The organism is Promicromonospora sp. NPDC023805 (assembly GCF_040639635.1).
Lineage (GTDB): Bacteria > Actinomycetota > Actinomycetes > Actinomycetales > Cellulomonadaceae > Promicromonospora.
On sequence record NZ_JBFAAH010000001.1, the window covers coordinates 600,016 to 625,730 of the forward strand.

The window sequence follows — 25,715 nt, forward strand, 5'->3', positions numbered from 1 at the left end:
TTGTCACGACGGGATGTGGCCGACCCGGACTCGATGTCGGGCAAGGCGCGCAAGGCCGAGTCCTACGGCATCCCCGTGGTCAGCGAAGCTGGCTTCCGACGGATCCTCAGCCGCCACGCCGAGTAGGTGGTCGAAGGTGTGTCCCTCGGAGCACGTCTACGTTCTGGGTGGCTGCTCCCACGGGGAAAACACGCGAACGCCCGGGGGCGTGAAGTGGCGGAGGTTACGGGTGACCACGGTCATCCCGTGCGCCTCGGCGACAGCCGCGATCTGGGCGTCGTCGTACGGAGCGTGCTCCGGGACAGGGTAGCGGGCGAGGATCCGCGCGGCAGGCAGGTCGAACGGGAGGACACGGCCGGCGAAGCCCGGCAGGACGTGCTCCGCGAGCCATCGCCGCAGGATCGCCCCCTGGGCCGGGTCTGTCTGCTCCTTGCGGAGGACGCCGCGCTCGATCTCCGCGACGGTCAGGGCCGTGACGTACTGGTCGACCAGCGGGACGGTGCGCGCCCAGTCCGCGACCAAAGGTTCGCGGTCGGGCCTGCGCAGTGCGGAGACGACGTTGGTGTCCAGGACGTACATCAGAGCTCGGGGGTGCGGGCGGTCAGACCCAGACGCCCGGGCTCGAAGTCGATGTCGTCGCTCTCCGGCATGGCGAGGTAGTCGACGATGCTCGTCGGTTCAGCGACGAGCGCCTCCTCCACGATCGCGCGGGCCTCAGCCTCCATCGACCGGTGGTGCCGGGCGGCGCGCTCGGCCAGGACCGCCTTGGTTCCGGCGGGAAGATTCCGAATGAGGATCTGTTCCAGGATGACCACCTCCAAACGATATCGAGTCAATGATATCGCGCAAGTCAAGGCTCATCGGGGGAAGACCGAGACCAGCTACCGCCGTGTGTCGGCGACGTGGACGTCAGGCCCAGCCGCCCCGCCGTAGGTCGCGATCTTGTACTCCGTGGCAGCCAGCGAGAGCGTCAGCTCCCGGATCCGCCGCCGGATGGTGTCCCGGTGCTCCAGCAGGATGTCGAGGCGCTCGGGCTCGGTCTGCTTCCCGGCGTCGACCAGCGCGACGTAGTGCTGCAGGTCCCGCATCGGCATACCCGAGAGCCGCATCCGCGTGAGGAACACCAGGCGCCGGATCGCGGCGTCGTCGTACACACGGTGGCCCGCGGAGTCGCGGCCGACCTCGACCAGCCCTGCCCGCTCGTAGTAGCGCAGCGTGTGCGGCGAGACGTCGAGGTGGGCGGCGGCCTCGGCGATGGTCATCGGCTCGGTCGACGCGTCGAGGTCGGCCAGGGCGTGGATCACCTCGACCGAAGGCGCACCGTCCTCCCCCAGCGCCGCCAGCGCCCGTGACATCAGCTCGTCCATGGCCATGCCAGCCACCCTAGATCGGCCCGGTCAGAACGCGCGCACGGCCGCGGGCACGCCCGGGAAGTCCGCCGACTCGCTGGCACCGGCCCACTTCTCGACGTCGTCGAGCGCCTCCGTGTAGACGCGCGTGAGGTTGCGGACCGCCTCGGCGCCGAGCGGCAGCCGCAGCGGCGCGTCGAAGGCGCCGAGCACGTCGCGGATGACGGCGGCGCCACGCTCCGGGTCACCCTCCTGGATGCCGTCGGCGTCGGCCATGTTGGCGCGAACCGCCCCGGTCACGGCCGCGTAGGACGGGTCCTGGGCCGCCGTCACGAGCACCTCCGGCGCGTTGAAAGCCGTGCGGAACCGGCTGGGCTCCACGATCAGCACCTTGATCCCGAACGGGGCTACCTCGCCCGCGAGCGCCTCGGACCAGCCCTCCAGCGCGAACTTGCCGGCCGAGTAGCTGCCGACCGCCGGGAACGACATGCGCCCGCCCTGGCTGCTCATCTGCACGATCGCGCCCGAACCGCGCTCCCGCAGGTGCGGCAGGATGGCGCGCACGTAGGCCGCCGGACCGAACAGGTGCTGGTCGAGCATGTCGCGCAGCTGCTGGTCGCTGATCTCCTCGGCCGCTCCGATCTGTCCGGCGCCTGCGTTGTTGACGAGCACGTCGACCCGCCCGAACTCGTCGAGCGCCCGCTGCACGACGGCGGCCGCGGCGTCCGTGTCGCGCACGTCGTGCTCCACGGCGAGCAGCCGGTCGCCGTACCGGGCCTGGAGAGCGTCGAACCGGCCGGTCCGCCGGGCGGTCCCGACCACCCGCTCACCGGCGCGCAGCGCGGTCTCGGCAAGGGCAAGGCCGAGGCCCGAGCTGGAGCCGGTGATGAGCCATGTCTTCTCGCTGGTCTTCTCGCTGGTCTTCTTGCTGTTCGTCATGCCGGGGACGCTAGGCCTTTGAGCACGCTCGAAGGCAAGGTCAGAGCATCTTCCCCCCTCAGCAGACGGCGGGCCGACGCCGGTCAGCGGGGCTCGGCCCCTGACCTGCACAGGCACAAACGCCATCGGAAGCACTCCCTACGTGGTGGAGCAACTGGCGCCGGACGGGCCCGCAAGCGTCGATCGCCCCCTGTCCGATGTCACGTGCACCATCCGTACAAGGAGCCAATGATGGCCAACGGAATCAGCGCGCTCGCCCGAGTCCCGGAGCACCTCGACGTGTTCTGGGTCGAGAACGACGGGCGCGTCACCTCAAGCTGGTGGCACGACGGCCTGCCCTGGTCGGGGAAGTTCTCGCTCGGCGGGTTCTTCCCGGCCGGCGCGCACGTCGCGTCGGTCAGCCGCATGCCGAACCACCTGGACCTGTTCGTCACCGGGAACGACGGGCGGGTCTACACCTCCTGGTGGCACGACGGCCAGCCGTGGTCGGGAGCCGCCGACAACTGGGCGCCGATCGGCGGATTCTTCCCGCCCGGTGCGCCCATCACAGTCATCTCCCGCACGCCCGACCACCTGGACCTGTTCGTCACCGGCAACGACGGGCGGGTCTACACCTCCTGGTGGCACGAGGGCCACGCCTGGTCGGGCGCCGCCGACAGCTGGACGCCGATCGGCGGGTTCTTCCCGGCGGGCGCACCCATCGCCGCCGTCGCCCGGTTCCCCAACCACCTCGACCTCTTCATCACCGGTAACGACGGCCGGGTGTACACCTCCTGGTGGCACGAGGGCCACAACTGGTCCGGCGCTGCCGACAACTGGGCATCCATCGGCGGGTTCTTCCCGCCCGGCGCGCCGCTGACCGCGCTCGCCCGGGTGCCCGAGCACCTCGACGTCTTCGTCACGGGGAACGACGGGCGCGTGTACACGTCCTGGTGGCACGAGGGCCACAACTGGTCCGGCGCCGCCGACAGCTGGGCATCCATCGGCGGGTTCTTCCCGGCAGGCGCACCCGTCGCCGCCATCTCCCGGACGCCGGACCACCTCGACCTGTTCATCACCGGTAACGACGGACGGGTCTACACCTCCTGGTGGCACGAGGGCCACAACTGGTCCGGCGCCGCCGACAACTGGGGAGCCATCGGCGGGTTCTTCCCGGTCGGCGCACCCATCGCCGCCGTCGCCCGGTTCCCCAACCACCTCGACCTGTTCATCACCGGCAACGACGGGCGCGTCTACTCGTCGTGGTGGCACGACGGACAGCCGTGGTCCGGCGTCGCCGACAACTGGTTCCCCATCACCGTCCCGCCCGGTGTGCGCTTCCGCGTCGACCGGATCGTCGCGGACGACGTCCAGGAGGACGGTTTCCTCAGCGACGGCGACGAGCCGTACCTCGTGACCGTCGGTTTCCGCTCGCGGTTCCGGACGGCCGGCAGCACCCAGGTGTTCTGGGGCAGGGACCTGCACGAGCTCGACGACCTCGACGACGCCGGCGACTCCGTCGGCGTCCCGGCGTCGATGGGAGAGCTCTTCTTCCCCGGCATCCAGATCGTGTCGCGGGACGCGCTGATGGCCGGCACCTTCCCAGAGGTGTTCGGCGCGTTCGTCATCGCGCTGGAGAGCGACGCCACGCCGTTCGGCGAGATCCGGGACCAGATCGACAAGCTCAAGGACGCGCTGCACAACGAGCTCACCCGGCTCGTCGAGGGCGGTGAGCTCGTTTCCAACCTCCTCGCCGAACCCGACGTGATCGCGAACGAGGTCCGGGCAAACCTCGGGACAGCCGTGCAGAACGTCATCAGTGCGCTCAAGGTCTCGGTGTGGGAGGGCTTGAGCATCTGGCTCCAGTCCTTCACGGACCCCGACGACATCATCGGGTTCCACGCGCACGTGTTCGCGGGGGTCGACGACTCGCTCGGCCAGCTGCTTCCGGCCATGTCCAGCGCCCAGCTGAACGTGGGACCGTACCGGCCGCAGCCGATCGACGTCCTGATCTCCGGCGACGGTGCCGGCTACCGCGTGCAGGGCAACGTCTCCGGCTGATCTCCGGCCGATCGTCAGCCAGGTCCACGTGGGGATCCCGCTCGGGCGGGATCCTCACGCGTCAGGCCTCTGCGTTCGTGGCGCCGTCCGGCACCTGACGGATCAGGTCGCCCGGTTGGCAGTCGAGGACCGTGCACAGCGCGTCGAGCGTTGTGAAGCGCACCGCCTTGGCGCGGCCGTTCTTCAGGACGGCGAGGTTGGCCGGCGTGATCCCTATCCGCTCGGCGAGCTCCCCCACCGACATCTTGCGGCGCGCGAGCATGACGTCGATCTCGATGATGATCGGCATCAGACCACTTCGTCGAGCTCGGCTCGCAGGGTGGTCGCCTCGCCCTTCAGCCCCACGGCTTTCGCCAGGAGGGAACGCAGGACGCCGACGAGGAGTGCGATGCCGCCAGCGAGCACCGCGCCTCCGAGCAGCAGGAGGGCGACGCCCGGCTGCAGGCCGGTCTCCGTGGTCTGCACGGACAGCCAGAGCAGGAGGCCGAGCGCCAGCACGCCGCTGCCGCCCGCGGCACCGATGATCACGTCGACCCAGCGGAAGGCCTCGGTCGAGAAGACGGTGTCGCGGCGCACCAGCGTGAGCAGCCGCCACACGCAGGCGAGGACCAGCTGAGCGGCCACCAGAGCGAGGATCGCGGTCACCAGGGTCGGCGAGGCGATGTGCGCCGCTTCCGGGTACTGGGCCGCGAGGGACCCCGAGATATCGGGGAGCACCCACAGCTGGGCCAGCAGGACACCCAGGAACATGAAGACGAGGACCACTCTCAGCAGGCCTGTCGCAAGAACGTTCACGGCCACCACCCCTATCGATTGTCAGCAGAAACCTATCGTATAACGATAGATAGCCGCTGCGCCAGGGTAAGGGCCGTTCAGCCAAGGTTCGCCGAGGAGTCCTCGCCCAGCGCCTCGAGCACCGTCGCGACGACCGCCTCGGGCGCGTCCTCCGGGACGAGGTGTCCGGCGTACGCCACGGTGCGGAGGTCCGCACCCGCGATGCGCCGCGCCACCTCTCGCCCGCGGTCCAGCGGCAACCAGGCGTCCTGCTCGCCCCACAGAACCGTGACGGGGCAGCGGATCTCGCCGAGGCGGTCCTGGATCTCGTCGGTGTACTCGTCCCGCATCTGAGCGATCTGGCGGTAGAACGCCGCCTGGCCGACCTCCCCCGTCCACGGCTCGGTGTAGCGCAGCATCTCCGCGTCGGACAGCGTGCGGTGTACGGCGCCCGCGACGTACGCGCGCAGCACCGCGTCGTGGATGTAGGCAGGCAGCTCGACGAACGCCTGCTCGTGCCGGCGGGCGGTCTGCACCAGGGGCGATCCGTGGGGACTGAGCGCCACGGGATCGATCAGGGTGAGCGTCCGGTAGTCGCGCCCGTCCAGCAGATGGGTGCGCAGTGCGGTCGCCCCGCCGAAGTCGTGTGCGACGACGTCGGGGCGCTCCAGCTCCCAGTGCGCCAGCAACTGGTCGAAGAGCCGGTTCTGCACGCCGAGGGAGACGTCCTGGCCGTCCTCCTTGTGCGAGCGTCCGTATCCGAGGAGGTCGTAGTAGTACACCCGGCGCCGTCGCGCGAGGAGCGGAGCTATGCGTCGCCACACGACGGAGGAGAACGGGGTGCCATGCAGCAGCACCAGCGGTTCGCCCGTACCGATCGCATGCCAGCGAACGGGCTGGCCCTCATACTCGAATACTTCGGGCAGCTCCCAGGAGTCGTCGCCGAGCCGGTCCATGTCCAGATCCTTTCGCGTGGGTACCGATTTCACCCTCGCACAGGCGCCGACCTCGTTCAACGAAGAGTCAGCCGGCCAGGTCGGCGTCCTCGAGCTGCCGCACGGCCATCGCCGTCTCCACGCCGTCGTCGTGCGGCACCTGGCGCATCCGGGAGAAATCGACGTAGGCGGCGTCGAGGGGATACGTCGTCAGGCGGGACATCGCGGTGGCGAACTTGGCCATCGAGCTCTTGCCCGGAAGGAATATCGACAGCTCCTCGCGGGCCTCGAAGGTGTGCACCTCCACGTCGTCGGGCAGCGCTGCCAGCGCCCTCGCGTCCGCCTCGACAGGCACGGTCACCAGCCAGGGCGGCCCGTCGGGGCCCTGGCGCTGCTCCTCGGTCCCGCGCGTCCAGCCGCGCCAGGGCGTTCCGGAGACGACGGCGCCGCACGACCCGACGGTCGCGACCAGGTCGTCGACGGCGGCGGCGAGCGTGGCCTCGGCCGCCGTCCAGTCGTACCGGTCGAGTCCGGCGAGCTCGACGGTCACCAGCCGCGACACCACCGTGGCCTCGGGAACCTGCCGCAGACGCGCCTCCGGCCGCGAGCCGATGAGCATGCGCGCGTCGCTGATCGCCTCGTCCTGGAGCTGCCGCTGGGCCGCCACCTCGGCGGCATGCTCCCGCAGCAGCGCAGGCGCCGCGCCGGGCTCGTCGAGGGCACGCCGCACGAGCTTGACGCTCATCCCCGTGCCGCGCAGGACCGTGACCAGCATCGCCTGTTCGACCTGGTCGAACGTGTACGAGCGGTAGCCGGTCTGCGGATCGACGTCGGCCGGGACCAGCAGGCCCTCCGAGTGGTAGTAGCGCAGGGTCTGGGGCGACAGGTAGCACATCTCGCTGAAGTCGCTGATGGTGAGCATGACCCCAGGATCGAGGTTGCAGCAGCCATAAGGTCAAGCGGCCCAGTACTACAGCCGTAGATCGTGGCTCTGACCTGCGGGGCGATATTCCTTGTCGCTGCGGTCGGCCGGAGTGTCTGACCCCAGCGCTAGGGTCGGCATTCACTGAGACCAGGGGGAACCCGCGTGAAGACATTGACCGAAGAGGCCTTCGCGGCCGCCAGCCGGTACATGACGCTCAACGCCAGGCTCATCGACCGGCTCCGCTTCGCTCGCCTGTTCGGCGGCGGACCCGCGGCGCCGACCCGGGAGGCGGTGCGCGCCTACCAGAACGCCGACGGCGGCTTCGGCAATGCCATCGAGCCGGACCTACGTGGCGCGGGCAGCCAGCCGCAAGGCGTCGAGATGGCTCTCTGGGTCCTCGACGAGATCCATGCCTTCGACGACCCGGCGGTCATCAGGGCGTGCAAGTGGCTCCAGGCTCACGCCACCAGCGAAGGCGGGGTGCCGTGGGTGCTGCCGAGCGTGCTCGAGGACGAGCGCGGCCCCTGGTGGCAGCCGCAGGGCGACCCGGCACCGGCCGCGCTCAACCCGACCGCCCCGATCGCCGGACTGCTCCATGCCCACGGTGTTCAGCATCCCTGGCTGGACCGGGCCACCACGTTCTGCTGGGAGACGATCGCCTCCGTCGAAGAAGTCGGGGCCTACGACGCGCTGTGCATCCTGGCGTTCCTGGAGCGGGCTCCCGATCGCGCCCGCGCCCAGGCCGAGTTCGAGCGCTTGACCGAGCCGCTGCTCGCGTCCGTCGCCCTCGACCCCCACACCGGGGGCCACGTCCACTCCCCGCTCGACTTCGCGCCGAATCCGGAGGCGATGGCCTGCGGGATGTTCAACGACGACGTGATCGACCTGCACCTGGATGCCCTCATCGACGCACAGCAGGAGGACGGCAGCTGGAGGCCCAACTTCGAGATGTGGACCCCGGTGGTCGCGCACGAATGGGGTGGCTATCTGACCCTGATGCGGCTGAAGACCCTCCAGGCTTACAACCGCATCGTCTAGCTGTGGTTCTAGCTGGGCACGTGGCGCCGGCGGCGTCACGGCACGCGGAACGTCACCGTCCGCACCGGGTTGTCGAACTCGGTCGTGCGCAGGGACACCTGCACCTCCCACTCGCCCCCGGTCGGGAGCACCACCTCGCCGGCGTAGACACCCGGACCGAGCGAAGCGACCTCGACCTCTCCGAGATCCACCTCGTCAGACGTCAGGCTGAGCCGAGGCGCCTCGTAGCCCTCGGCGGGCTCCCCGAGGGCGTCGGTCATGGTGATGGTGAGGGTGGCCGGTCCGACGGCCGGCGGATCCAGGGCGATCCGCGCGGAGATCTGGCCCAGCACCACCGGCTCCCCGGCGCCCGCGGCCGATTCCTCGACGGAGGCGGCGGCCGTGTCGGTCTCGGGGCTGCGGTCCACCAGGAAGCCGGTGACCAGCAGGACGACGACCAGCACGCCCGCCTCCGCGAGCGCCGTCCGGACGAGCGGCGTGGCGCGCGTCCGGACGCGCGGCAGCAGGGCGTACCGGTTCCACGCGGCGATGGCGACGGCGACCAGCGCGGCGAGGACCTTGACGAGGAGGAGGGCTCCATAGCCGGAGTCGAGGAGCGCGTCCCAGGACCCGGCGATCCGCCAGGCCAGGAACGTCCCTGCGACCACGAGCACCGCGAGCAGCCCGGCGGCCCAGGTCGAGAACCTGCCGAGCACGACGGCGCCGGAGTCGCCGCGCGCGAGATCCCCGAGCACGAGGGCGATCGCGACCAGGCCGCCGAGCCACAGGCTTCCCGCGGCCAGGTGCAGCACGTCGACGCCGATCACCAGCGCCTCGGGCGTAGCGGCTCGCGTGTGCCCGGTGAACGCGGGCGCGGTGACCGCGAGGACACTGCCTGCCAGGACCAGCACGGCCCGGGTCCGGCCGGGGCCGGCGGACGCCGGGAGCGCTCCGACGGCCAGGCCGAGACCCGCGACGACCACCGCGGGGACGACGTACTCGGCCGGCGCGAGCGCCGACCAGGTGGATCCCTCGGTGATCGCCGAGAGCGGCACGCCGAGCTGGTACAGCGCGACCAGCGGCACGGCCAGCCCCCAGCCGAGCGCCGCGACGCCGGCCGCCACCCGCGCGACCCGCCGGAGCCGGGCACGCGAGCGGTCGGCGCCGCCGTCGCGCGGCAGGAACAGGACCGTGAAGGCCGCCACCCCGGCGGCCACGAGGAGGCCCACGTAGCCCAGGCCGCGGACCAGGCCGAGCGCGAAGGGTGCGTCGGTACCGGCGTCCGCGCCCGCCGACGGCACGTCCACCACGTCGCTGGGGGCACCGACGGAGAAGCTCAGCGAGCCGCCGATCGGGTGCCCGTCCTCCGACACGAGGCGCCAGACGACCACCAACGTGCCGTCGCCGACCTCCTCGTCGAGGTCCACGAGGAGCTCCGACCCGCGCACCGAGGCCGAGGAGGCGACCTCCTCCCCGGTCGCGTCGAACACCTTGATCCCGGTCGGGACGCCGATCACGGACTCGTTGAAGCCGAACGTGATCCGCTCGGGGGCGGTCTCCAGCACCGCGCCGTGCGCCGGGTCGGTGCGTACGAGGGTCGCATGGGCGGCGGCACTGCCCGCCGGGCCGAGCACGAGCGCGCAGACGACGGCGAGCAGGAGCAGCCAGCCGCCCGCTGAACCTGAACCTGGCCGCCGCGCGACGAGGAGCCTCATGGGCGTCGCCGTCGGCGCAGCAGGACCGCACCGCCCGCCAGGACGCCCGCGGCCAGGACACCGGCCGCACCGTAGGTGACCAGAGGGCTCCGCGCCTCGGCGTCGGCGGTCGCGCTCCCGGCCTCCGGTTCGCCGGGCGTCACGACGAGGACGGGCGCCGGCCGCTCGAGCCCGTCGTGGCCCTCCCCGTGCTCGGCGACCTCGGTCCAGGCGGCCTCGCCCTGTTCGCACTGCTGGATGACGGGGAAGACGAGCGTCGCGCCGTCGTCGTCGGGCAGGCGCACGGAGAACTCGACCACTGCGTGCTCGGTGTCCGGGAGCGGCTCGCCGGTCGTCCAGGTCAGCGCGTCCGCGGTCTCCTTGACGGCCCAGCGGTCGGTACCGGAGGCGGTCACGTCCGAGACGCCCTCCGGCATCCGGATGGAGATCGCGGTCGTCGCCGACCCCACGCAGCCGTGCGGGATCTCGACCCGGAGCTCGGCCGTCGCGCCCGCCGCCGTGGTGGACGGGGTGATGGTCACGTGCGCCATCGCCGACGTCGCCCCGAGGGCCACGATGCCTGCGGCGGCGAGTCCGGTCAGGGTCGCGCGCCGGACAGCGGTCCTGAGATTCATGCTGACTCCTGGTGGAGATGGTTCGCACACCAAACCAGCGGGTCGAACCGCTGTCAAGAGTGTGAACTCGATGGGCGAAAACGTAGACGATGCGTTCCAGCACACGTACGGTGGTTCATGTCACCGAACCAAGGTCGCCTCCGTGAACACGCCGCAGTGTGCGGAGCGGCCGCCACCGGAGGGAAGAAATGCCCAACATCACCGTCGAGCTGCTGGCCGGCCGCACCATCGAGCAGCGTCGTGAGTTCGCCAAGGCCGTCGCCGAGAGCGCCGTCGAGATCCTGGGCGCCCGCCGCCAGGACGTCCGCATGGTCTTCAGCGAGATCACCCCCGACATCGTCGCCAACGGCGGCGTGCTCGCCAGCGAGGACGAGAGCCGCGCCGCGGTGGTCGCCGCCCTGGCGGACGACTGACGCCCGACTCCCCTTCGAGGTCTAGGTTGCTCCGCTCTGAAACGGTTCAGAACGAAGCAACCTAGACCTCGAAGAGAACTGAGGCAGCGTGGGCCCGGAGGATCCGTCCTCCGGGCCCACACCTTCGCTACCGCAGCCTGAGCGTCACCTTGGTCTCCGCCGCGAGCGCGAGCTCGCTGCCGAGGTAGGTCGCCGTCACCGTCAGGTCACCGTTCCGTGGCCGGGGCACCTCGAACCGGGCCCGACCGTTCGCGATGGCCCCGAGGAGCGTCTGCCCACCCTGGACGGCCAGCCGCACCTGGCCGGTCACCCGGACGTCGTACGGTGCGGTGAGCGACACGGTGACCACCGCCTTGTTCCCGGCGGCCTTCGCCGCCGTGATCTCCATGGTCGGCATCACCTTCTCCACCACTACCCGGACCCTCGACGACGACGCCCGGTGATCGGTGTCGCCCCCGTACCGCAGGGTGAGGTCGTAGACGCCGGGCCGGAGCGAGGTGGCCGGCAGGACGAGGGTTCCTCGTCCGTCCGCGATCGTGGCCTGCGCGAGCTCGGTCTCGCCGTCGAACAGCTCGACCGCGCCCGTGGCCGTGGCAGGTGAGACCGCCACCGAGACCGTGCCCGCCGTGCCGTACGTGACGGGCAGGGCGACCCCGGCCACCGCCGTCACCGCGGGCGACCTCACCGTGATGGTCACCGTGGCCGCCGCGGAGAGGTCTTCCCCGTCGTCGGCCCGGTAGGTGAAGACGTCCTTGCCGGAGAACCCGGCGTCGGAGGCGTAGGTGAAGGACCCGTCCGCCGCCAGCGTGACCTTGCCGTTGGCGGGCTGGGTGACCCCGCCCGCGGTCAGCACGTTGCCGTCGGCGTCCGTGTCGTTGGCCAGCACGCCCGGGGCCGGGAGCGTCAGCGGTTCCCCGCCCACTGCCGAGTACGCGTCGGCACCCGCCACCGGTGCTGTGTTGACCGGCGGCTGCTCACCCTCCTCGACAGCGATGGTCACGGTCGTCGCCGCCGACGTCGCCGCGCCGTCGGACGCCTTGTAGGTGAAGGTGTCCGTCCCGAAGTACCCGCTGTCGGGCGTGTAGGTGAAGGACCCATTCGCTTCCAGGACGACGTCGCCGTTGGCCGGCTGCGTGAGCCCGGTCGCGGTGAGGTCGTCGCCCTCGACGTCGGTGTCGTTCGCCAGGAGACCCGGCGCCTCCACCGTCAGCGACTCGTCCTCGACGGTGCCGTAGGCGTCCGCGGCGCCCACCGGTGCCGTGTTGGAGGCCGGGCCGGCGTGCAGGTCGCCCACCTGCTCGGCGGTCAGCTCGTAACCGAACATCCGGAAGTCGTCGACCAGCCCGTCCCAGCGGGCGTCGGGCCAGCTGGTGCCGCCGAGGAGGTTGGTCGTCGTCTGCCCGCCCACTCCGATGTCACCGATGCTGAGGGTGAAGTCGTTGCGCGTGGCCTGGAGCTCGCCGTCGAAGTAGATCTTCCCGACCGAGCCGCTCTGGGTGAACACCACGTGCGTCCACTCGTTGAGCGGCAGGTCGTTGCCCTGACCCAGCACCAGACGCTCCTGGGCGCTGCCCGGAGTGCCGGGTGCCTTGAACGTCGCGGCGAAGCCGGTGGCCCCGCTGGTCTGGGTGTTGGACTGCAGCAGGAAGAACGTGTCGGTGCTGCTGCCGATCTGCAGCAGCGGCACCCAGGTGGGCAGGGCGTCCGGGCGGGCCCAGACGGAGACGCTGAACTGGTCGTCCATCCCCGCGTCGATGTTGTCGGGCAGCTCTACCTGGTTACCCGTCGACGCGGCGCCGCCGGGCAGGTTGACCCCCGCACCGAACTGCCCGCCAGGCGTCCAGCCGGCCGACCCGGTGAGCGTCGCCGCGCCCACCGAGCTGTCCAGGCCGGTATTGGCCGCCGTCGTGCCCTGGCCCTCGTCGAAGCGGTAGTGGACAGGCGTCCCCTCGCCGGGCGGCGGCCGCTCGACCGTGTGCTTGACGGTCTGCGCGGAGTCGCGCCACCCGTCGTCGGCGAGGAAGCGGATCTGCACGTCGTGCTCACCCGGCGAGAGCGCGACGTCGGTGAACGACACCGCGCCGTCGGCCACATCGGCCTGCCCGCCGAGGCGGGACCCGTCGACCCAGAGCTCGGCGACGCCCGCTGGGGCTCCGCCGCTCGCGGCCGTGAAGGCACCAGAGACGGTGACCGGCTCGGCGAACGGCGACGGGGAGACCGGCTCGACCGTGACCGTGGTGGTCGTGGCGAGCGCGGTGCCGTCGTCGTACAGGGCGGCGATCTCGGTGTCGCCGAGCGTCGAGGAGTAGACGCGGACGTCGTCCATGAGCCCGTCGTACGCCGGGTCCGGGAACCCGTTGCGGCCCAGCCAGTTGTTGGCCGTCGGCCCGACGTCGGTCATGTCGATCGTCAGGTCGGAGCGGGACGCGACGGGATCGCCGTTGAGGTAGAGCGTGCCGGTCGCACCCTGCCGGGTGAACGCGACGTGGTTCCACTCGCCGGCCACGACGTCACGGGTCGGCGTGGCGTAGACCCGCTCCTGCAGCGCGGCGCCCTTGGCCTTGAACGTGGCCGCGAGCCCGGTCGCGCCGGCGGCGTTGGTCTGCATCTGGATCTGGAAGAAGCTGCCCGCGTCCGCGAGCCCGTCCCCGAGGTGGAACAGACCTATCCAGCTCGCCTTGGTGTCGGGTCGCACCCAGAACGAGGTGGTGAAGTCTTCCTCGCCCTGGAGCAGGTTGTCGGGCAGGTCGGCCGCGTTGGTGTTGGCGCCACCGGTGAGGTCGAGCGCGTCGCCGAACACGCCGTTCTCGCTCCACCCGGTCGCGCCCGTGAGGGTCGCCGCGCCTACTGCCGCGTCCGTCCCCGTGTTGGCCGCCTTCGTGCCGGAGCCCTCCTCGAACTCGTAGTGCACTGGGACGTCGGAGGCGCCGGGGTCGGAGCCCACGATCACCAGGTCGTCGATCATGACGCCCGCGCCGGAGTCCCCGGCGGCGATGGTCAGGTCCTGCGACCGGGCCCCCGCGGTGAAGGTGCCGACGTACTTGCCGAACTTGTTCTGCGACGACAGAGCCGGCGCCGCCGACAGGGTCGTCGACAGGTCACCGATAGTGAGGTCTGCCGTGCCGGGTGCGGTGCCGGCGGACCGGCTGTCGCGGGCGTAGCGCAACGAGAGCCGGTACTCACGGCCCGGGTCGAGACCCTTGACCGTACGCGTCAAACTGCCCTCGCTGCCCACACCGAGGTGATAGCCCGTCCCGCCGAGGCCGCCCTGGCTGGCCGCGGCGGCGCGGACGAGCTGGACCTCGCTGTCGACCTCCCACGGGGACATGCGGCCGTTGCCGGGCGCGACGTCGACCACTGCCGGCGGGTTGGCGGAACGCCACTCGGCCGGGATCCGCGGGTACTCGAGCTGGTCGACCAGGTGCGGGGCCCGGGCATCCATCTCGACGGTGGGGTCGATCTGGACGATGTCGGCGACGGACGGCGTGCCGTCCTCATCGAAGACGAACAGCATGTAGGCACCGGGCGGGGCGTACGTGCCGTCGACCGGCGTCTCGATCGTGAGGTTGCCGCCCTCCTGGGCGAACGCCAGGTCCTGGAAGTTCTGGTCGTTGTTGAACCCGTGCGTCACCGACCCGTTGCGGACCAGCGTGACCCGGGAGACCCCGGCGTCGGCCTGCACGTCGAAGGTGCCGTCGTAGCCCACCTTCTTCGGGACGCCCGTGACCTCCGGACGCGCCGCCGGCTGGTCGCCGTCGAACAGGTAGGCCGGGGAGTAGAACTCCACGTCCGTGTAGTTGCGCGGACCCGGCGTACCGCCGCCGCCGACCATCAGGCGGCCGTCGGGCAGGAGCAGCGCGGTCGAGTGGTAGAGGCGGGCGTGCTCGTAGGGCACGTCCACCACTGTCCACTCACCGGTGTCGGGGTTCCAGATCTCGGCGGTGGTGACGTAGCCGCCGTTGCCGTTGTTGTCCCGTGAGCCGCCGGTGACTATCACGTTGCCGTCGGGCAGCACCGTGGAGGTGGCCCAGTGCCGCTGGTGCTTCATCGGCTCGGTCGCCTCGACCACCGGCGCGTCGGTGCCGCCGGTGATGTCGACGGTGAAGCCTGCGCGAGCGCCGGCCGGTCCCCCGCCGTTGGCCCACCAGCCGCCGCCGACCTGCAGGATCTTGCCGGGGCGGTACATGGTCGCCGTCGACGTGGCGCCGACCGGGTTGCCGAGGCCGCCCTGGTTGGCGACGTCCGCGGGCAGGGTGCCCCGGAGGGCGATCTCGCCGTCGCCCGAGGGGTCGAGCTCGTACATCTGCGTGCCTGTGATGTTGAAGACGTTGCCGCTGCCCGGCGCGACGAACGCGCGCGGGTACCACCAGCGGTTCTCGTCGGGCCCGTTGCCGTTCCCGCCGTCGCCGTACGCCGCTGCGCTGGTGGCGCCGTCCAGCAGCTTCCAGGAGCTGCCCTCGTCGGGCGTATAGATCTCCGGGGTCAGGACGCCGGGGCCGCCCGGGCCGCCCTTGAGGCTGCCGCCCTGCACGACGACGGAGCCGTCGGGCAGCGTGGTCCCCGTGGGGTACCAGCGCGGGAAGTTCATCGGGGCCTCGGTGCGCAGGCCCTGGTTCGTCGTGTAGCTCGTGACGCCGAGCGACCCGTCGTTGGGCGCGTTACCGCCCAGGCTGTCGTCACCGCCGACCGTCATCGTGGCTCGCCGGTGCGGCATCTGGACCTGCATCGAGCAGAACAGGTCGGTGTACGTAGTGTTCGTGACGACGTTGTCGCTCACGTTGGCGGTAGTGCGCGGCTCCGCGGGGTCCCAGACGTCGATCTCCATCTGGCCGCCCTGCGTGACGCACGAGTTGCCGCCGAAGTCGTAGGGCGTGTTGTCGGTACAGCCCGACGAGACGCTGCCGAACGACTGAACCTTGCCGTCGGACGTCAGCGCCGCGTTGATCGGGACCAGCGGCCAGGGCGTGACGCCGCTCCAGGAGCCCTGCTCCGCCTTGTCCGGCGGCGAGCAGTCGGCGGGGAGAAGGCCCGTGGAGTACGCCAGGCCGTTCTTCATCTGCGTCCGGATCGGGGCCTCGGCGTAGGCCGTGCCCTCGTGCCCCATCCCGGAGTACCAGGACCGGCCGGCGTCGATCTCCTGGCACCAGGTGATCGGGTGGTTCGTGCCGTTGTTGCCCCCGCCGTACGACGACTCGTCGGCGTTGAGCAGGGTGCGTACGTTGGGGGCCGGGTTGACCAGCCAGTCGTACCACTCGTCGCTGCGCGTGAAGTCGGCGGGCAGCCCCTGGGTCAGCGGGTGCGCGGCGTCCTTGACCACTACCCGGCCCGGGCGCACCGCTGGGTTCTCCGGGTGACCCTCCGACATCGCGCCCACGAGCCGGGCGTAGAACGGGTTCACGTCGTGCTCGCTCTGCCCCACCGACCAGCCGGTGTAGTGCAGGCCCATGAACCCGCCACCACCGCGGATGTAGGCCTCGAGCGCCGCACGCTGGGCCACGTTGAACAGCACGCCGCCCGTCTGCGCGAAGACCACGGAGTCCTTGGTCGCGAGGTTCTCCGTGGTGAAGGCGGCGGGGTCCTCGGTCTCCTGGATCTCGACCGGCTGGTTGTACTCGGTGCCCAGCTGCGTGGCGAGGTCGCGCACGGCCTGGCGGGCCTGGACGTGGGAGGCGTGGAAGTTGGGCTTGTAGAACAGCAGGACCCGCAGGACTCCATCGTCGACAGAGCCGACGGCGGCCTGCGCCGCTGAGCCAGGGGCGGCCTGCGCGACGCCGCTCGCGAGAGGTAGGGCCACCGCGAGGGCGGCCAGCATGGCCGCCAGGCGCGCGGGCGCCCGGCGGGGGCGGCGCGCGGGGCGCCGCAGGTCAGGTCTGCGTAGCAGGTTCATCGTTGAATCCCTTTTCGCACGTGGTTGTGTGGGGCATGACGGCGACCCGGGCGGCCGGCCCGTGCAGGGCCTGCCGCCCGGACCGCGGGCGCACGGTCAGCGCAGCTCGGCGATGACCGTCTTGAGCTCCGTGTAGTCGTCCAGGCCGAACGACCCCAGCTCGCGGCCCCAGCCGGACTGCTTGAAGCCGCCCCGCGGGAGGGTGACGTCGTCCGCGTGCCAGGTGTTGAGCCAGACCGTGCCGGCGCGCAGCCTGCCGCCGACCCGGTGGGCGGTGCCGATGTCCTTCGACCACACGCCCGCCGCCAGGCCGTAGACCGTGTTGTTGGCCGCCGCGACCACCTCGTCCTCGGAGTCGAACGGGATGGCGGTGATGACCGGGCCGAAGATCTCGTCGGTCTGGATGGCCATCTGCTCGGTGACGTCGGTGATGAGCGTCGGCGAGAAGAAGTAGCCGCGGTCGGCGGCCGCGTCGGCGCTGCCCGCGGCGAGCGTCGCGCCGTCGGCGACCGCCCCTCGGACGTAGCCGATGACCTTCTCGTGCTGCTCCTGCGAGACCAGCGGCCCCATGGTGGTGGCCGGGTCGAACGCGTCGCCGACCTTGATGGCCTTGGCCGCAGCGGCGACGCCCTCGATCACCTGGTCGAACACCTCGCGCTGGACGTACAGGCGCGAGCCGTTGACGCAGCACTGGCCCTCGTTGAAGTAGCCCGCGAGCGCGGCGCCGGCGATCGCGGCGTCCAGGTCGGCGTCCGCGAAGATGATGTTGGGCGCCTTGCCACCGAGCTCCAGCGACACCTTCTTGAGGTTCTTCGAGGCGCCTGCGGCGATCTTCTTGCCCACCTCGGTGCTGCCGGTGAAGGCGACCTTGTCGACGCCGGGGTGGTCGACCAGGGCAGCGCCCGCATCCCCGAACCCGGGCAGGATGTTGACGACGCCGGCCGGGACACCGGCCTCCAGCAGCAGCTCGCCGAGCCGGAGCGCGGTGAGCGGCGTCTGCTCGGCGGGCTTGAGCACCACGGTGTTGCCGGCCGTGATGGACGGGACGATCTTGAAGGCCGCCATGGTGAGCGGGAAGTTCCAGGGCACGATGCCCGCGACGACGCCGATCGCCTCGCGGCGGGTGTAGGCGTGGAAGTCGCGGCCGGGCACCGACATCGGGATCGTCGTGCCCTCCATCTTGGTGGCCCAGCCCGCGAAGTAGCGGAACAGCTCGGCGGCCACACCGACGTCGCCCCGGGCGGACGCGAGGCTCTTGCCGTTGTCGAGGGACTCGAGCTGCGCGAACTCCTCGGTGCGCTCGTCGATCATGTCGCCGATGCGCCACAGCAGGTGGGAGCGGTCGCGCGGCGTCATCTTCGACCACGGGGAGCCGTGCTCGAAGGCGTTGCGGGCGGCCGTGACCGCACGGTCGGCGTCGACCGCGGAGGCCTGGGCGACCTGGACGAGCACGTCCTCGGTCGCGGGGTTGACCGTCGCAAAGGTCTGGCCGTCCTTGGCGTCCACGAACTCGCCGTCGATCAGCAGCTGCCTGGGCGAGGAGAGGAACGAGGAGACGGCGGGCAGGAGCTGGGGATTCTCGGACATGAGAGCCTTCCGTGGTTCTGGCGGATTCTGGCGGATTTTGGCGGTTCGGGGTTCGGGGTCGTTCGTGGGACCGAGGCAGGGGGTCGCGGCTACTTGATGATCAGGACCTTCGATCGGTCGAGGGTGAGCGCGACGGCGGCGACGATGATCGCGCCGTAGAGGATCTGTTCCCACGCCGACGGGACGCCGACGATCGGCAGCCCGACGCGGAGCAGCGTCACCACGAGCGCTCCGGCGAGGCTCCGCCACAGCGAGCCGTGACCGCCGGTGATGGCGGTGCCGCCCACCACGATGGCCGCGACCGCGGGCAGCAGCAGGTTGTCGGCCATCGACGGGCTGCCGCTGAAGTTCCGGGACACCAGCATGACGGCGGCCAGGCCCGCGCACGCACCAGAGACGGTGAAGGCAGCGACCTTGACCAGGTCGACAGGGGTGCCGGCCAGCCGGGCCGCCGACTCGGAGTACCCGGTGGCACGGACCCAGGTCTCGAGCGGGGTGAGCCGGAGCACGAGGGAGATGACCGCGACGACCACCAGGGCGACCACGAACGCCATCGGCACCACGCCGCCCACGTAGAGCGTGAGCCAGTTGGTGGCGTCCCGGTCGACCACCCGGATCGGCCCGGCGTCGGAGATCACCAGGGCGATCGCGGCGAAGATGCTCATGCCGCCCAGGGTGACGATGAAGGACGGGATGCGGAGCAGCACGTGGGCGACGCCCTGCAGCGCCCCGATCGCGGCGGTGGCCGCGATGATCGCGACGGTGGTGAGCCCGCCGAGGTCGGGCAGCCACAGCGCGAAGAACACCGTCGCGAGCGAGCAGAGCGCGGCGATCGACAGGTCGATGCCGCCGCACAGGACCACCAGGGTGGCGCCCGCCGCGAGGATGACGAGCGGCGCCGACGTCCGGACCGCTGCCGTGAGGCTGTTCAGGGTCAGGAAGCTGGGGTCGGCGATCGTCAGCGCTGTCAGCAGCACGACGAGCGCGATGACCGGCATGAACGACGTGAGGCGCTGGCCCACCGTGGGGCGCGCCGAGACGGCGGCGTCGGGGGCCGGCGTCGTGAGGACGGGTGCGGACATGGTCAGACCATCTCCTTGACGAGATCGAGCGGGGTCGGCTTGCCGCCCGCGGGGGCGGCGACCTCGGCGGTGGCGCGGCCGTCGCTCATCACGATGATCCGGTCGGACATGCCTATCGCCTCCTCCAGGCTGTCGGCCAGCAGCACGGTGGCCACGCCGCCGGCCGCGAGCTCCCGCATCAGGCGGTACACCTCCGAGCGGGCCCCGATGTCGAGGCCGCGGGTCGGGTGGTCGAGCAGCAGCAGCCGGACGTCGCCCGCCACCAGCCAGCGGGCCAGCACCACCTTCTGCTGGTTGCCGCCCGACAGTCGCTGGATCGCGGTGCCCCGGTGCGGGGTGCGGATCGAGAGCCGCTCGATCCACCTGTCCACCAGCGTGGCCTGCTTGCGCGGCCGGACCACGGGGCCGGTGCAGCGGGCGTGCTGCTTGGTGAGCGTCATGTTGTCGGCCACCGACATCGGGCCGACCATGCCCTCGGTCTTGCGCTCGGCGGGCACGTAGCCGACGCCGGCGGCGCAGGCCGCGCGGGTGCCGGACAGGTCGAGCTTCTCGCCGTCGAGCACCACCTCGCCCGCGGTGGTGGGCTCGGCGCCGAACAGCGCCCGGCACACGTCCTCGCGGCCGGAGCCGTGGACGCCGACGATGCCGACGATCTCGCCCGCCTGCACGTCGAGGTTGACGTCGCGGAAGGTCTTGCCCGAGAGGCCACGCACTTCGAGGCGGGGCCGGCGGGGTTCGCCGGACTGCTCCTCGGACCGCTCGTCGGACCGCTCGTCGGCCCCCTCGGCGCCCCCCTCGGCGGCGGCGCCACCGTGGTAGTGGTCGTCGGACCCGGTGGAGCCGATCATCATCCGGTGCAGCTCGGCCGGGGCGGCGTCCGCCGCGGGCAGCTCCCCCACCGACTTGCCACCGCGCAGCACGGCTACCCGGTCGCAGACGTCGAGCACCTCGTCGAGCCGGTGCGAGACGAAGACGACCGACGCGAACTCGCGCAGCCTGCGCACCTGGGTGAACAGGGTCTCGATCTCCTTGGACTCGAGCACCGAGGTGGGCTCGTCGAGGATGATCACCGGCGGGTGGGACGTGCGCTCCTCGATGCGGAGCACCTTGGCGATCTCGACCATCTGCCGGTCGGCGAAGCTCAGGGTGTCGGTGCGCGCGAGGGGGTCGATGTGCGACCCGATCTTGTCGAGCTGCTCCTGCGCGAGCCTGCGCATCGTGTTCCAGCGGTAGACGCCGCGGCGCACGCCCGGGCCCTCGCTGCCGAGCACTATGTTCTCGGCGGCGGTCAGGTTGGGTACGAGCGACTGCTCCTGGAACACCATGCCGATGCCATGGTCGGCGGCGTCGACGATGCTCCGCAGCCGCACCTTCTCGCCGCGCACCCAGATCTCGCCGCCGTCCGGCCGCACCAGGCCGACCAGGGCCTTGAGCAGCGTGGACTTGCCCGCGCCGTTCTCGCCGGCCAGGCCGAGCACCTCGTGCTGACGCACGACCAGGTCGACGCCGTCGAGCGCCTTGACGCCCGGGTAGTGCTTGACCAGGCCACGCACCTCGAGTGCGGGCACGGGTGCCGGCGTCCTCGACTCGGGCTGGGTCTGGAGGTTGGTGCTCATTTGGTCACCTGGTTCCTACGACGCTGTGGGATGACGGCGGCGGCTACGGCCGCGACGACGATGAGGCCCTGTACCCCGCCCTGCCAGTAGGGGCTCACCCCGACCTGCACGAGGCCGTTCGTCAGGACGGTCACCAGCAGCACCCCGACGGTGGAGTGCAGGATGCCGCCGCGGCCGCCCGTGAGCAGCGTGCCACCGACGACGGCGGCGGTGATGGCGGAGAAGTCGTAACCCCTGCCCGCCTGGACCAGCCCCACGCCGAGCTGGCTCGTGACCAGCACGCCGGCCAGCCCGTAGAACGCGCCGGCCATCGTGAAGACCGCCACCTTGTAGGGCGCGACCCGCACCCCGGAGAGCGCGAGCACCTCCTCGGCGCCGCCGATCGCGAACGCGTACCGGCCCAGGCGCGTGTAGCGCTGCACGAGCCAGCCCACGAGCACGCAGGCGAGGGCTATCCAGGTCAGGCGGGCCAGGCCGAGGAACCGCTCGACCGCCCAGCCCTCCAGCATCGGGTCGGAGACGTTGGGCTGCACCCCCGCGAACATGAGCGTCGCCAGGCCGAGACCCACCGCCGAGATGCCGAGGGTGGTCATGAACGACGGCACCTTCAGCACGACCAGCGCGAGCCCGCTGAGGCAACCCAGCGCCGCCGCGAGAAGGACGGCGACCGCGACCGCGAGGAGCCCCAGGTCGTTGTCGTTGCGGTTGTTGGCGGCCAGGAGGGCGACAGTGATCGCAGCCGCCCCCATGATCCCTGGAGCTGACAGGTCGATCGACCCCATCATCAGCACGAAGCTGATGCCGCAGGTCACGACCGCCAGGACCGCCGCGGCGTCCAGGACGTTCTGCACGTTCGAGACGGTCCGGAAGTCGGGACTGAGGACTGCGAAGACGCCGAAGATGACGACCAGGGCGATCGGCGGACCGGCATCCCGGAGCGACACCCCCCGCCGAGGCCGGGGGCGCTGCACAGGCACGACGTCGGTGCCGGCTTCTGTGCCGGCCCCTGGGCCGGTCTCGGTGGGGGGTGCCATGGTCACGAGATCGCGCCCTGCGAACGGCTGAAGAGGTTGTCGCAGGCGAAGTCGTCCTCGCTGACCTCAGGGGAGACGAAGTCGGCGACGTTGTCCTGCTCGATGAGGAACTGCTCGGCGAACCAGGCGCGGTCATCGTCGGCGATGTCCTCGGCGGCGAGCTCACCGGTCGCCACGCAGTAGCCGATGGCGAGGCCGATACCGCCCTGCCAGGGGCCGTCACTGGAGACGGTAGCCGTCATGGTGCCGTCCTGGATCGCGGTGAGCGCGTCCGGCACGGCGTCGATGCCGACCACTGCCACGTCGTCCCGACCTGCCTGCTGCAGCGCCTCGAGCGCGCCGAGCGCCATGTCGTCGTTCGCGGCCCAGATGCCCTTGACGTCGTCGCCGTGCTTGGTGAGCAGCGTCTTGGTGACCTCCAGCGCCTCCGCGCGGGAGAAGTTGGCGGTCTGGTCGTCGAGCAGCTCGACGTCCGTGTTGGCCGCGAGCGACTCCTCGAGCCCGGCGAACCGGTCCTTCGCTGCGCCGGTGTCCAGGATGCCCTGCAGCGCGATGATGCCGCCCGAGCCGCCGATGGCCTCGGCCAGCGCGTCGCCGATCTGCTTGCCCGACTCCACGCCGTCGTAGGTGATGTGGGACAGCCACTGGTCGTAGTCGGTGACGTTCAGGTCGGCCGGCTTGTTCCACTGGGTGACGAGGTAGGCGCCCGCCTCATCGGCCCCCTCCACGATGGGCGGGGTGTCGGAGTCGCCGTTGGGCAGGATGTTCATGACGAGGCACTCGGTGTCGCCCGCGAGCAGCTGGCTGATCTGCTCCTGCTGGCGCGTCGAGTCGCCGTCGTAGGTGAGGCGCTCCTGGGTGAGGCCGACCTGCTCGGCGAAGGCGTCGCCGCCGTCCAGCCAGGCGGCCTCGTAGGGGTTGGACTCGTTGCGGACCTGGCCGACCAGGGTCACGTCAGCGGGTTCGCACGCGCCGCCAGCGGCGGCGGCAGCGCCACCGCCGGCCTCTTCGGTGCAGCCCGTGAGAGTGGCGGCCGCCAGGGTGACGCCGATGACGGCGGCTGTGTGTCGAGAGGTGAACTTCATTGTCGATCCTCTTGTCTCGTTCGATGCCGGTATCCGGCGGTGGGACTGATGGGAGGGGGGTGGATCAGCGGGCCATCCAGCCGCCGTCGACGGCCAGGACGTGGCCGTTGACGTAGTCGGCTGCCGAGGAGCTGAGGAATACCGCGGCCCCGGCGATGTCCTCGGCGGTGCCCCAGCGGCCGGCCGGGATGCGTTCGAGGATGGAGCGTGAGCGGTCCGCGTCCTCGCGGAGCGCCGTGGTGTTGTCGGTGGCGATGTAGCCCGGCGCGATGGCGTTGACCTGGACGCCGTGCGGCCCCCACTCGTTGGCCAGCGCCTTGGTCACCCCGGCCACGCCGTGCTTGCTGGCGGCGTACGACACCACGCGCAGGCCGCCCTGGAAGGACAGCAGGCTCGCGATGCTGACGATCTTGCCGTGGCCCCGTTCGACCATCGGCCGGCCGAGCTGCTGGGTGAGGAAGAACAGCCCGTTGAGGTTCACGTCGAGCACGCGCTGCCAGGAGTCGCGGCCGACGGCGACGGAGTCCGCGCGGTCGATGATCCCGGCGTTGTTGATCACTATGTCGACCTGGCGCGAGTCGTTCAGCTCGGCGCTGACCCGCTCGACCGCGTCGAGGTCGCTCACGTCGAGGTCGACGACGTCTGCCTGCACGCCGAGCGCCGTGACCAGGTCGCGAGTGGCGTCCTGGTTGCCCTTGCGGCCGAGCAGCACGACGTCCGCCCCCGCTCGTGCGAGGCCCAGCGCGATGGCCTGACCGAGGCCACGCCCCGCGCCAGTCACCGCGGCGCACCTGCCGTGCAGGTCGAAGGGCGAGCGTGCCGGGGTGGCCGTCCCGGCAGCCGCGTCGGTGGTCACAGGTCCTCCACCGCCACGGGTCTCAGGTCGGTGTAGGCGTTGTTCTCGCCTGCCATCGCCCAGATGAAGGCGTACGACCCGGTACCGGCACCGGAGTGGATCGACCACGGCGGGGAGATGACTGCCTCACGGTTGCGGAGCACGAGGTGGCGGGTCGCGCCGGGCTCGCCCATGAAGTGGAAGACGCGGTCCTGCTCGTCGAGGTCCACGTAGCAGTAGATCTCGGTGCGGCGGGCGTGCAGGTGCGGCGGGAAGGTGTTCCAGACGGAGCCGCTGGCGACGACCGTCACGCCGAACTGGAGGACCGAGGTCTCCAGCTCCTGACCCCACGCGTAACGGAAGAGGTTGCGCTCGTTGGCGGCCTCGGCCGAGCCGAGTGCTACCGGCTCCACCTCGCTGTGGCTGAGCGCGGTGGTCGGGTACGTCGCGTGGGCGGGAGCGGACACGAAGTAGAAGGCCGCGTCGGCGCCGACGAACGACACCTCGCTCCCCCGTCCGACGAAGAGCCCGTCGAGGTGGTCGAGCTCGAACTTCTCGTCGTCGACGACCACGTGTCCGGCGGCGCCCACGTTGATGACGCCGAGCTCGCGACGCTCGAGGTGGGTCTCGGTGCCGAGCACGTCGGACCAGGCGGGCAGGCCGACCTGGCCGGCCCCGGGAACGGCCCCGCCGATCACCATCCGGTCGTCGTGGGTGTACGTGCCCCGGACCTCGCCGCTCACGAAGAGGTCTCCGACGAGGAAGTTCTCGCGCAGGTCCGCAGTAGTAGCAGTCTCCGCAGTGGACGGAGATGTCGAATATCGAACCTGGATCACTAAGTCGCCCTTCGATCTGTGAACTGCGTTCGTCTATGTGAACTTGGCCGACGATAGACGTGACCCGGCTCACGGGTCAAGGGGCGGAAGCCTGTCCATGTATGCGAACTAGCGGTAGTGTTGTTTCACCCCGCTGACCGCCACGGTGGTGGGCAGAGGACAGAGGAGAGCGTTCATGCAGCTTCAGAAGGAACTCCGCAAGGAGCTCGCCGGCGACGCCGGACCGGTCAAGTCCGCGGCCCGTGCCCTGGACCTGCTGGACGACATCGCGGCCAGCGGCCCCGGAACCCAGCTGCAGCTCTCGACCCGCCTCAACATCCCCAAGAGCAGCCTCCACGCGCTGCTGCGGACGATGGTCGACCGCGGCTGGCTGCAGACCGACCCCACCGGGAGCGTCTACCAGCTCGGCATCCACTCGCTCGTGGTGAGCTCGGCCTACCTCGACGGCGACCCGGTGCTGGCCCGCGCCACGTCAGTGCTCGACGAGGTCGCCGCCGCGACCGAGGAGACCGTGCACCTCGGCCGCCTCGACGGCTCCGACGTCATCTACACCGCCAAGCGCGAGTCGGTGCACCCGCTGCGCATGCACTCCGCCGTCGGACGCCGCCTCCCGGCGTACGCCACCTCGCTGGGGCGCGCCCTGCTCGCCGAGATGCCTGCCGAGTCGCGGGGCGATCTCGTGCCGGAGTCGATCGCCGCGATCACGCCGAAGACCACAACCGACAAGGACGCCGTGCTCGAGATCATCGACCGCGCGGCCTACCAGGGCTACGCCACCGAGAGCGAGGAGTCGTGCCTGGGTGTGCGCTGCTTCGGTGTCGCGCTCCCCTTCGGCCATCTCGCCGTCGACGCCATGAGCGTCGCGGTGCCGATCAGCCGGCTCGGCAACGGGCGCGAGGACCTCATCATCGAGACCCTGCTCAGCGTGAAGTCGCGCCTGGCGGCGGTGCACAACAACAGCCTGGTGCGCTGACCCCGGGCGGTGCCGAACCGCAGGTCGCGACCACCTTGCGGTTCGGCACCGGCGGCACC

Annotated in this window: 23 protein-coding genes; 5 read left to right on the forward strand and 18 right to left on the reverse strand. The window is 71.0% G+C overall.

The window, feature by feature from the left end; genetic code table 11:
• Window positions 1-126: a hypothetical protein gene (locus AB0F70_RS02685; RefSeq protein ID WP_357443287.1), complete on the forward strand. Its 126-nt coding sequence runs from the start codon at window positions 1-3 to the stop codon at window positions 124-126.
• Between the two features lie 30 nt (window positions 127-156).
• Here the strand turns inward: AB0F70_RS02685 and AB0F70_RS02690 are convergent, their stop codons facing one another.
• The 4 genes from AB0F70_RS02690 to AB0F70_RS02705 form a co-directional block, all read right to left on the reverse strand.
• Complete coding sequence (locus tag AB0F70_RS02690) at window positions 157-579, reverse strand: type II toxin-antitoxin system VapC family toxin (RefSeq protein WP_357443290.1); 423 nt, start codon at window positions 577-579, stop codon at window positions 157-159.
• A complete protein-coding gene (locus tag AB0F70_RS02695; protein WP_357443291.1) occupies window positions 579-815 on the reverse strand; it encodes an Arc family DNA-binding protein in 237 nt (78 codons plus the stop codon). Before AB0F70_RS02695 ends, AB0F70_RS02690 begins: the two co-directional genes overlap by 1 nt.
• A gap of 66 nt (window positions 816-881) precedes the next feature.
• Window positions 882-1,373: a MerR family transcriptional regulator gene (locus tag AB0F70_RS02700; protein ID WP_357443293.1), complete on the reverse strand. Its 492-nt coding sequence runs from the start codon at window positions 1,371-1,373 to the stop codon at window positions 882-884.
• 24 nt (window positions 1,374-1,397) lie between these two features.
• On the reverse strand, window positions 1,398-2,288 hold the full coding sequence (locus tag AB0F70_RS02705; RefSeq protein WP_357443295.1) for an SDR family NAD(P)-dependent oxidoreductase: 891 nt from the start codon (window positions 2,286-2,288) through the stop codon (window positions 1,398-1,400).
• Between the two features lie 231 nt (window positions 2,289-2,519).
• Between AB0F70_RS02705 and AB0F70_RS02710 the strand changes: the two genes are divergently transcribed.
• The gene (locus AB0F70_RS02710; RefSeq protein WP_357443297.1) at window positions 2,520-4,328 is read left to right on the forward strand and encodes a hypothetical protein; all 1,809 of its coding nucleotides are present in this window, start codon (window positions 2,520-2,522) and stop codon (window positions 4,326-4,328) included.
• A 61-nt stretch (window positions 4,329-4,389) separates the two neighbouring features.
• On the opposite strand, the gene AB0F70_RS02715 is transcribed toward AB0F70_RS02710, so the two are convergent.
• The 4 genes from AB0F70_RS02715 to AB0F70_RS02730 form a co-directional block, all read right to left on the reverse strand.
• Window positions 4,390-4,617: a helix-turn-helix transcriptional regulator gene (locus tag AB0F70_RS02715; RefSeq protein ID WP_357443299.1), complete on the reverse strand. Its 228-nt coding sequence runs from the start codon at window positions 4,615-4,617 to the stop codon at window positions 4,390-4,392.
• Window positions 4,617-5,123: a DUF2975 domain-containing protein gene (locus AB0F70_RS02720; protein WP_357443301.1), complete on the reverse strand. Its 507-nt coding sequence runs from the start codon at window positions 5,121-5,123 to the stop codon at window positions 4,617-4,619. The genes AB0F70_RS02715 and AB0F70_RS02720 overlap by 1 nt, the downstream gene beginning before the upstream one ends.
• 77 nt (window positions 5,124-5,200) lie before the next feature.
• Window positions 5,201-6,058 carry an alpha/beta hydrolase gene (locus AB0F70_RS02725; RefSeq protein WP_357443303.1) on the reverse strand — a complete coding sequence of 286 codons (858 nt, stop codon included), beginning with the start codon at window positions 6,056-6,058 and terminating at the stop codon, window positions 5,201-5,203.
• A 67-nt stretch (window positions 6,059-6,125) separates the two neighbouring features.
• The gene (locus tag AB0F70_RS02730; protein WP_357443305.1) at window positions 6,126-6,959 is read right to left on the reverse strand and encodes a MerR family transcriptional regulator; all 834 of its coding nucleotides are present in this window, start codon (window positions 6,957-6,959) and stop codon (window positions 6,126-6,128) included.
• Between the two features lie 165 nt (window positions 6,960-7,124).
• Here AB0F70_RS02730 and AB0F70_RS02735 point away from each other — a divergent pair, with 165 nt between their 5' ends.
• On the forward strand, window positions 7,125-8,000 hold the full coding sequence (locus AB0F70_RS02735) for a hypothetical protein (protein ID WP_357443307.1): 876 nt from the start codon (window positions 7,125-7,127) through the stop codon (window positions 7,998-8,000).
• A gap of 35 nt (window positions 8,001-8,035) precedes the next feature.
• Here AB0F70_RS02735 and AB0F70_RS02740 read toward each other — a convergent pair whose 3' ends face one another.
• Together AB0F70_RS02740 and AB0F70_RS02745 are read right to left on the reverse strand one after the other, a co-directional pair.
• Window positions 8,036-9,694 carry a copper resistance protein CopC gene (locus tag AB0F70_RS02740; protein ID WP_357443309.1) on the reverse strand — a complete coding sequence of 553 codons (1,659 nt, stop codon included), beginning with the start codon at window positions 9,692-9,694 and terminating at the stop codon, window positions 8,036-8,038.
• Window positions 9,691-10,308 carry a YcnI family protein gene (locus AB0F70_RS02745; protein WP_357443311.1) on the reverse strand — a complete coding sequence of 206 codons (618 nt, stop codon included), beginning with the start codon at window positions 10,306-10,308 and terminating at the stop codon, window positions 9,691-9,693. The genes AB0F70_RS02740 and AB0F70_RS02745 overlap by 4 nt, the downstream gene beginning before the upstream one ends.
• A gap of 188 nt (window positions 10,309-10,496) precedes the next feature.
• Here AB0F70_RS02745 and AB0F70_RS02750 point away from each other — a divergent pair, with 188 nt between their 5' ends.
• Window positions 10,497-10,721, forward strand: coding sequence for a tautomerase family protein (locus AB0F70_RS02750; RefSeq protein WP_357443313.1), 225 nt, complete (start codon window positions 10,497-10,499; stop codon window positions 10,719-10,721).
• Window positions 10,722-10,848: 127 nt separating this feature from the next.
• Here AB0F70_RS02750 and AB0F70_RS02755 read toward each other — a convergent pair whose 3' ends face one another.
• From AB0F70_RS02755 to kduI, 8 genes are all read right to left on the reverse strand, one after another.
• Window positions 10,849-16,608, reverse strand: a complete 5,760-nt coding sequence (locus AB0F70_RS02755) for a LamG-like jellyroll fold domain-containing protein (protein ID WP_357443315.1) — start codon at window positions 16,606-16,608, stop codon at window positions 10,849-10,851.
• A 96-nt stretch (window positions 16,609-16,704) separates the two neighbouring features.
• Window positions 16,705-18,195, reverse strand: coding sequence for an aldehyde dehydrogenase family protein (locus AB0F70_RS02760; protein ID WP_357443317.1), 1,491 nt, complete (start codon window positions 18,193-18,195; stop codon window positions 16,705-16,707).
• Window positions 18,196-18,284: 89 nt separating this feature from the next.
• On the reverse strand, window positions 18,285-19,277 hold the full coding sequence (locus AB0F70_RS02765) for an ABC transporter permease (protein WP_357443319.1): 993 nt from the start codon (window positions 19,275-19,277) through the stop codon (window positions 18,285-18,287).
• A 2-nt stretch (window positions 19,278-19,279) separates the two neighbouring features.
• Entirely contained in the window at window positions 19,280-20,893 is a 1,614-nt protein-coding gene (locus tag AB0F70_RS02770) for a sugar ABC transporter ATP-binding protein (protein WP_357443321.1), read from the reverse strand.
• Window positions 20,890-21,927: an ABC transporter permease gene (locus AB0F70_RS02775; protein WP_357443601.1), complete on the reverse strand. Its 1,038-nt coding sequence runs from the start codon at window positions 21,925-21,927 to the stop codon at window positions 20,890-20,892. Before AB0F70_RS02775 ends, AB0F70_RS02770 begins: the two co-directional genes overlap by 4 nt.
• Before the next feature lie 2 nt (window positions 21,928-21,929).
• Entirely contained in the window at window positions 21,930-23,012 is a 1,083-nt protein-coding gene (locus tag AB0F70_RS02780; protein WP_357443323.1) for a sugar ABC transporter substrate-binding protein, read from the reverse strand.
• A gap of 64 nt (window positions 23,013-23,076) precedes the next feature.
• The gene (gene kduD, locus AB0F70_RS02785; RefSeq protein WP_357443325.1) at window positions 23,077-23,868 is read right to left on the reverse strand and encodes a 2-dehydro-3-deoxy-D-gluconate 5-dehydrogenase KduD; all 792 of its coding nucleotides are present in this window, start codon (window positions 23,866-23,868) and stop codon (window positions 23,077-23,079) included.
• Complete coding sequence (gene kduI, locus AB0F70_RS02790) at window positions 23,865-24,683, reverse strand: 5-dehydro-4-deoxy-D-glucuronate isomerase (RefSeq protein ID WP_357443327.1); 819 nt, start codon at window positions 24,681-24,683, stop codon at window positions 23,865-23,867. Before kduI ends, kduD begins: the two co-directional genes overlap by 4 nt.
• Window positions 24,684-24,858: 175 nt before the next feature.
• Between kduI and AB0F70_RS02795 the strand changes: the two genes are divergently transcribed.
• On the forward strand, window positions 24,859-25,656 hold the full coding sequence (locus AB0F70_RS02795) for an IclR family transcriptional regulator (RefSeq protein ID WP_357443329.1): 798 nt from the start codon (window positions 24,859-24,861) through the stop codon (window positions 25,654-25,656).
• Window positions 25,657-25,715: the final 59 nt, after the last annotated feature.

Excerpts from the sequence above, each read along its gene's own strand:
- AB0F70_RS02705 (WP_357443295.1), bottom strand. The coding sequence starts at position 2,288 with ATGACGAACAGCAAGAAGACCAGCGAGAAGACCAGCGAGAAGACATGG.
- AB0F70_RS02745 (WP_357443311.1), bottom strand. The coding sequence starts at position 10,308 with ATGAATCTCAGGACCGCTGTCCGGCGCGCGACCCTGACCGGACTCGCC.
- AB0F70_RS02780 (WP_357443323.1), bottom strand. The coding sequence starts at position 23,012 with ATGAAGTTCACCTCTCGACACACAGCCGCCGTCATCGGCGTCACCCTG.
- AB0F70_RS02795 (WP_357443329.1), top strand. The coding sequence starts at position 24,859 with ATGCAGCTTCAGAAGGAACTCCGCAAGGAGCTCGCCGGCGACGCCGGA.
- AB0F70_RS02730 (WP_357443305.1), bottom strand. The coding sequence starts at position 6,959 with ATGCTCACCATCAGCGACTTCAGCGAGATGTGCTACCTGTCGCCCCAG.
- AB0F70_RS02770 (WP_357443321.1), bottom strand. The coding sequence starts at position 20,893 with ATGAGCACCAACCTCCAGACCCAGCCCGAGTCGAGGACGCCGGCACCC.
- AB0F70_RS02715 (WP_357443299.1), bottom strand. The coding sequence starts at position 4,617 with ATGCCGATCATCATCGAGATCGACGTCATGCTCGCGCGCCGCAAGATG.
- AB0F70_RS02775 (WP_357443601.1), bottom strand. The coding sequence starts at position 21,927 with ATGGCACCCCCCACCGAGACCGGCCCAGGGGCCGGCACAGAAGCCGGC.
- AB0F70_RS02690 (WP_357443290.1), bottom strand. The coding sequence starts at position 579 with ATGTACGTCCTGGACACCAACGTCGTCTCCGCACTGCGCAGGCCCGAC.
- AB0F70_RS02710 (WP_357443297.1), top strand. The coding sequence starts at position 2,520 with ATGGCCAACGGAATCAGCGCGCTCGCCCGAGTCCCGGAGCACCTCGAC.
- AB0F70_RS02725 (WP_357443303.1), bottom strand. The coding sequence starts at position 6,058 with ATGGACCGGCTCGGCGACGACTCCTGGGAGCTGCCCGAAGTATTCGAG.
- AB0F70_RS02700 (WP_357443293.1), bottom strand. The coding sequence starts at position 1,373 with ATGGCCATGGACGAGCTGATGTCACGGGCGCTGGCGGCGCTGGGGGAG.
- AB0F70_RS02750 (WP_357443313.1), top strand. The coding sequence starts at position 10,497 with ATGCCCAACATCACCGTCGAGCTGCTGGCCGGCCGCACCATCGAGCAG.
- AB0F70_RS02760 (WP_357443317.1), bottom strand. The coding sequence starts at position 18,195 with ATGTCCGAGAATCCCCAGCTCCTGCCCGCCGTCTCCTCGTTCCTCTCC.
- AB0F70_RS02765 (WP_357443319.1), bottom strand. The coding sequence starts at position 19,277 with ATGTCCGCACCCGTCCTCACGACGCCGGCCCCCGACGCCGCCGTCTCG.
- AB0F70_RS02740 (WP_357443309.1), bottom strand. The coding sequence starts at position 9,694 with ATGAGGCTCCTCGTCGCGCGGCGGCCAGGTTCAGGTTCAGCGGGCGGC.
- AB0F70_RS02755 (WP_357443315.1), bottom strand. The coding sequence starts at position 16,608 with ATGAACCTGCTACGCAGACCTGACCTGCGGCGCCCCGCGCGCCGCCCC.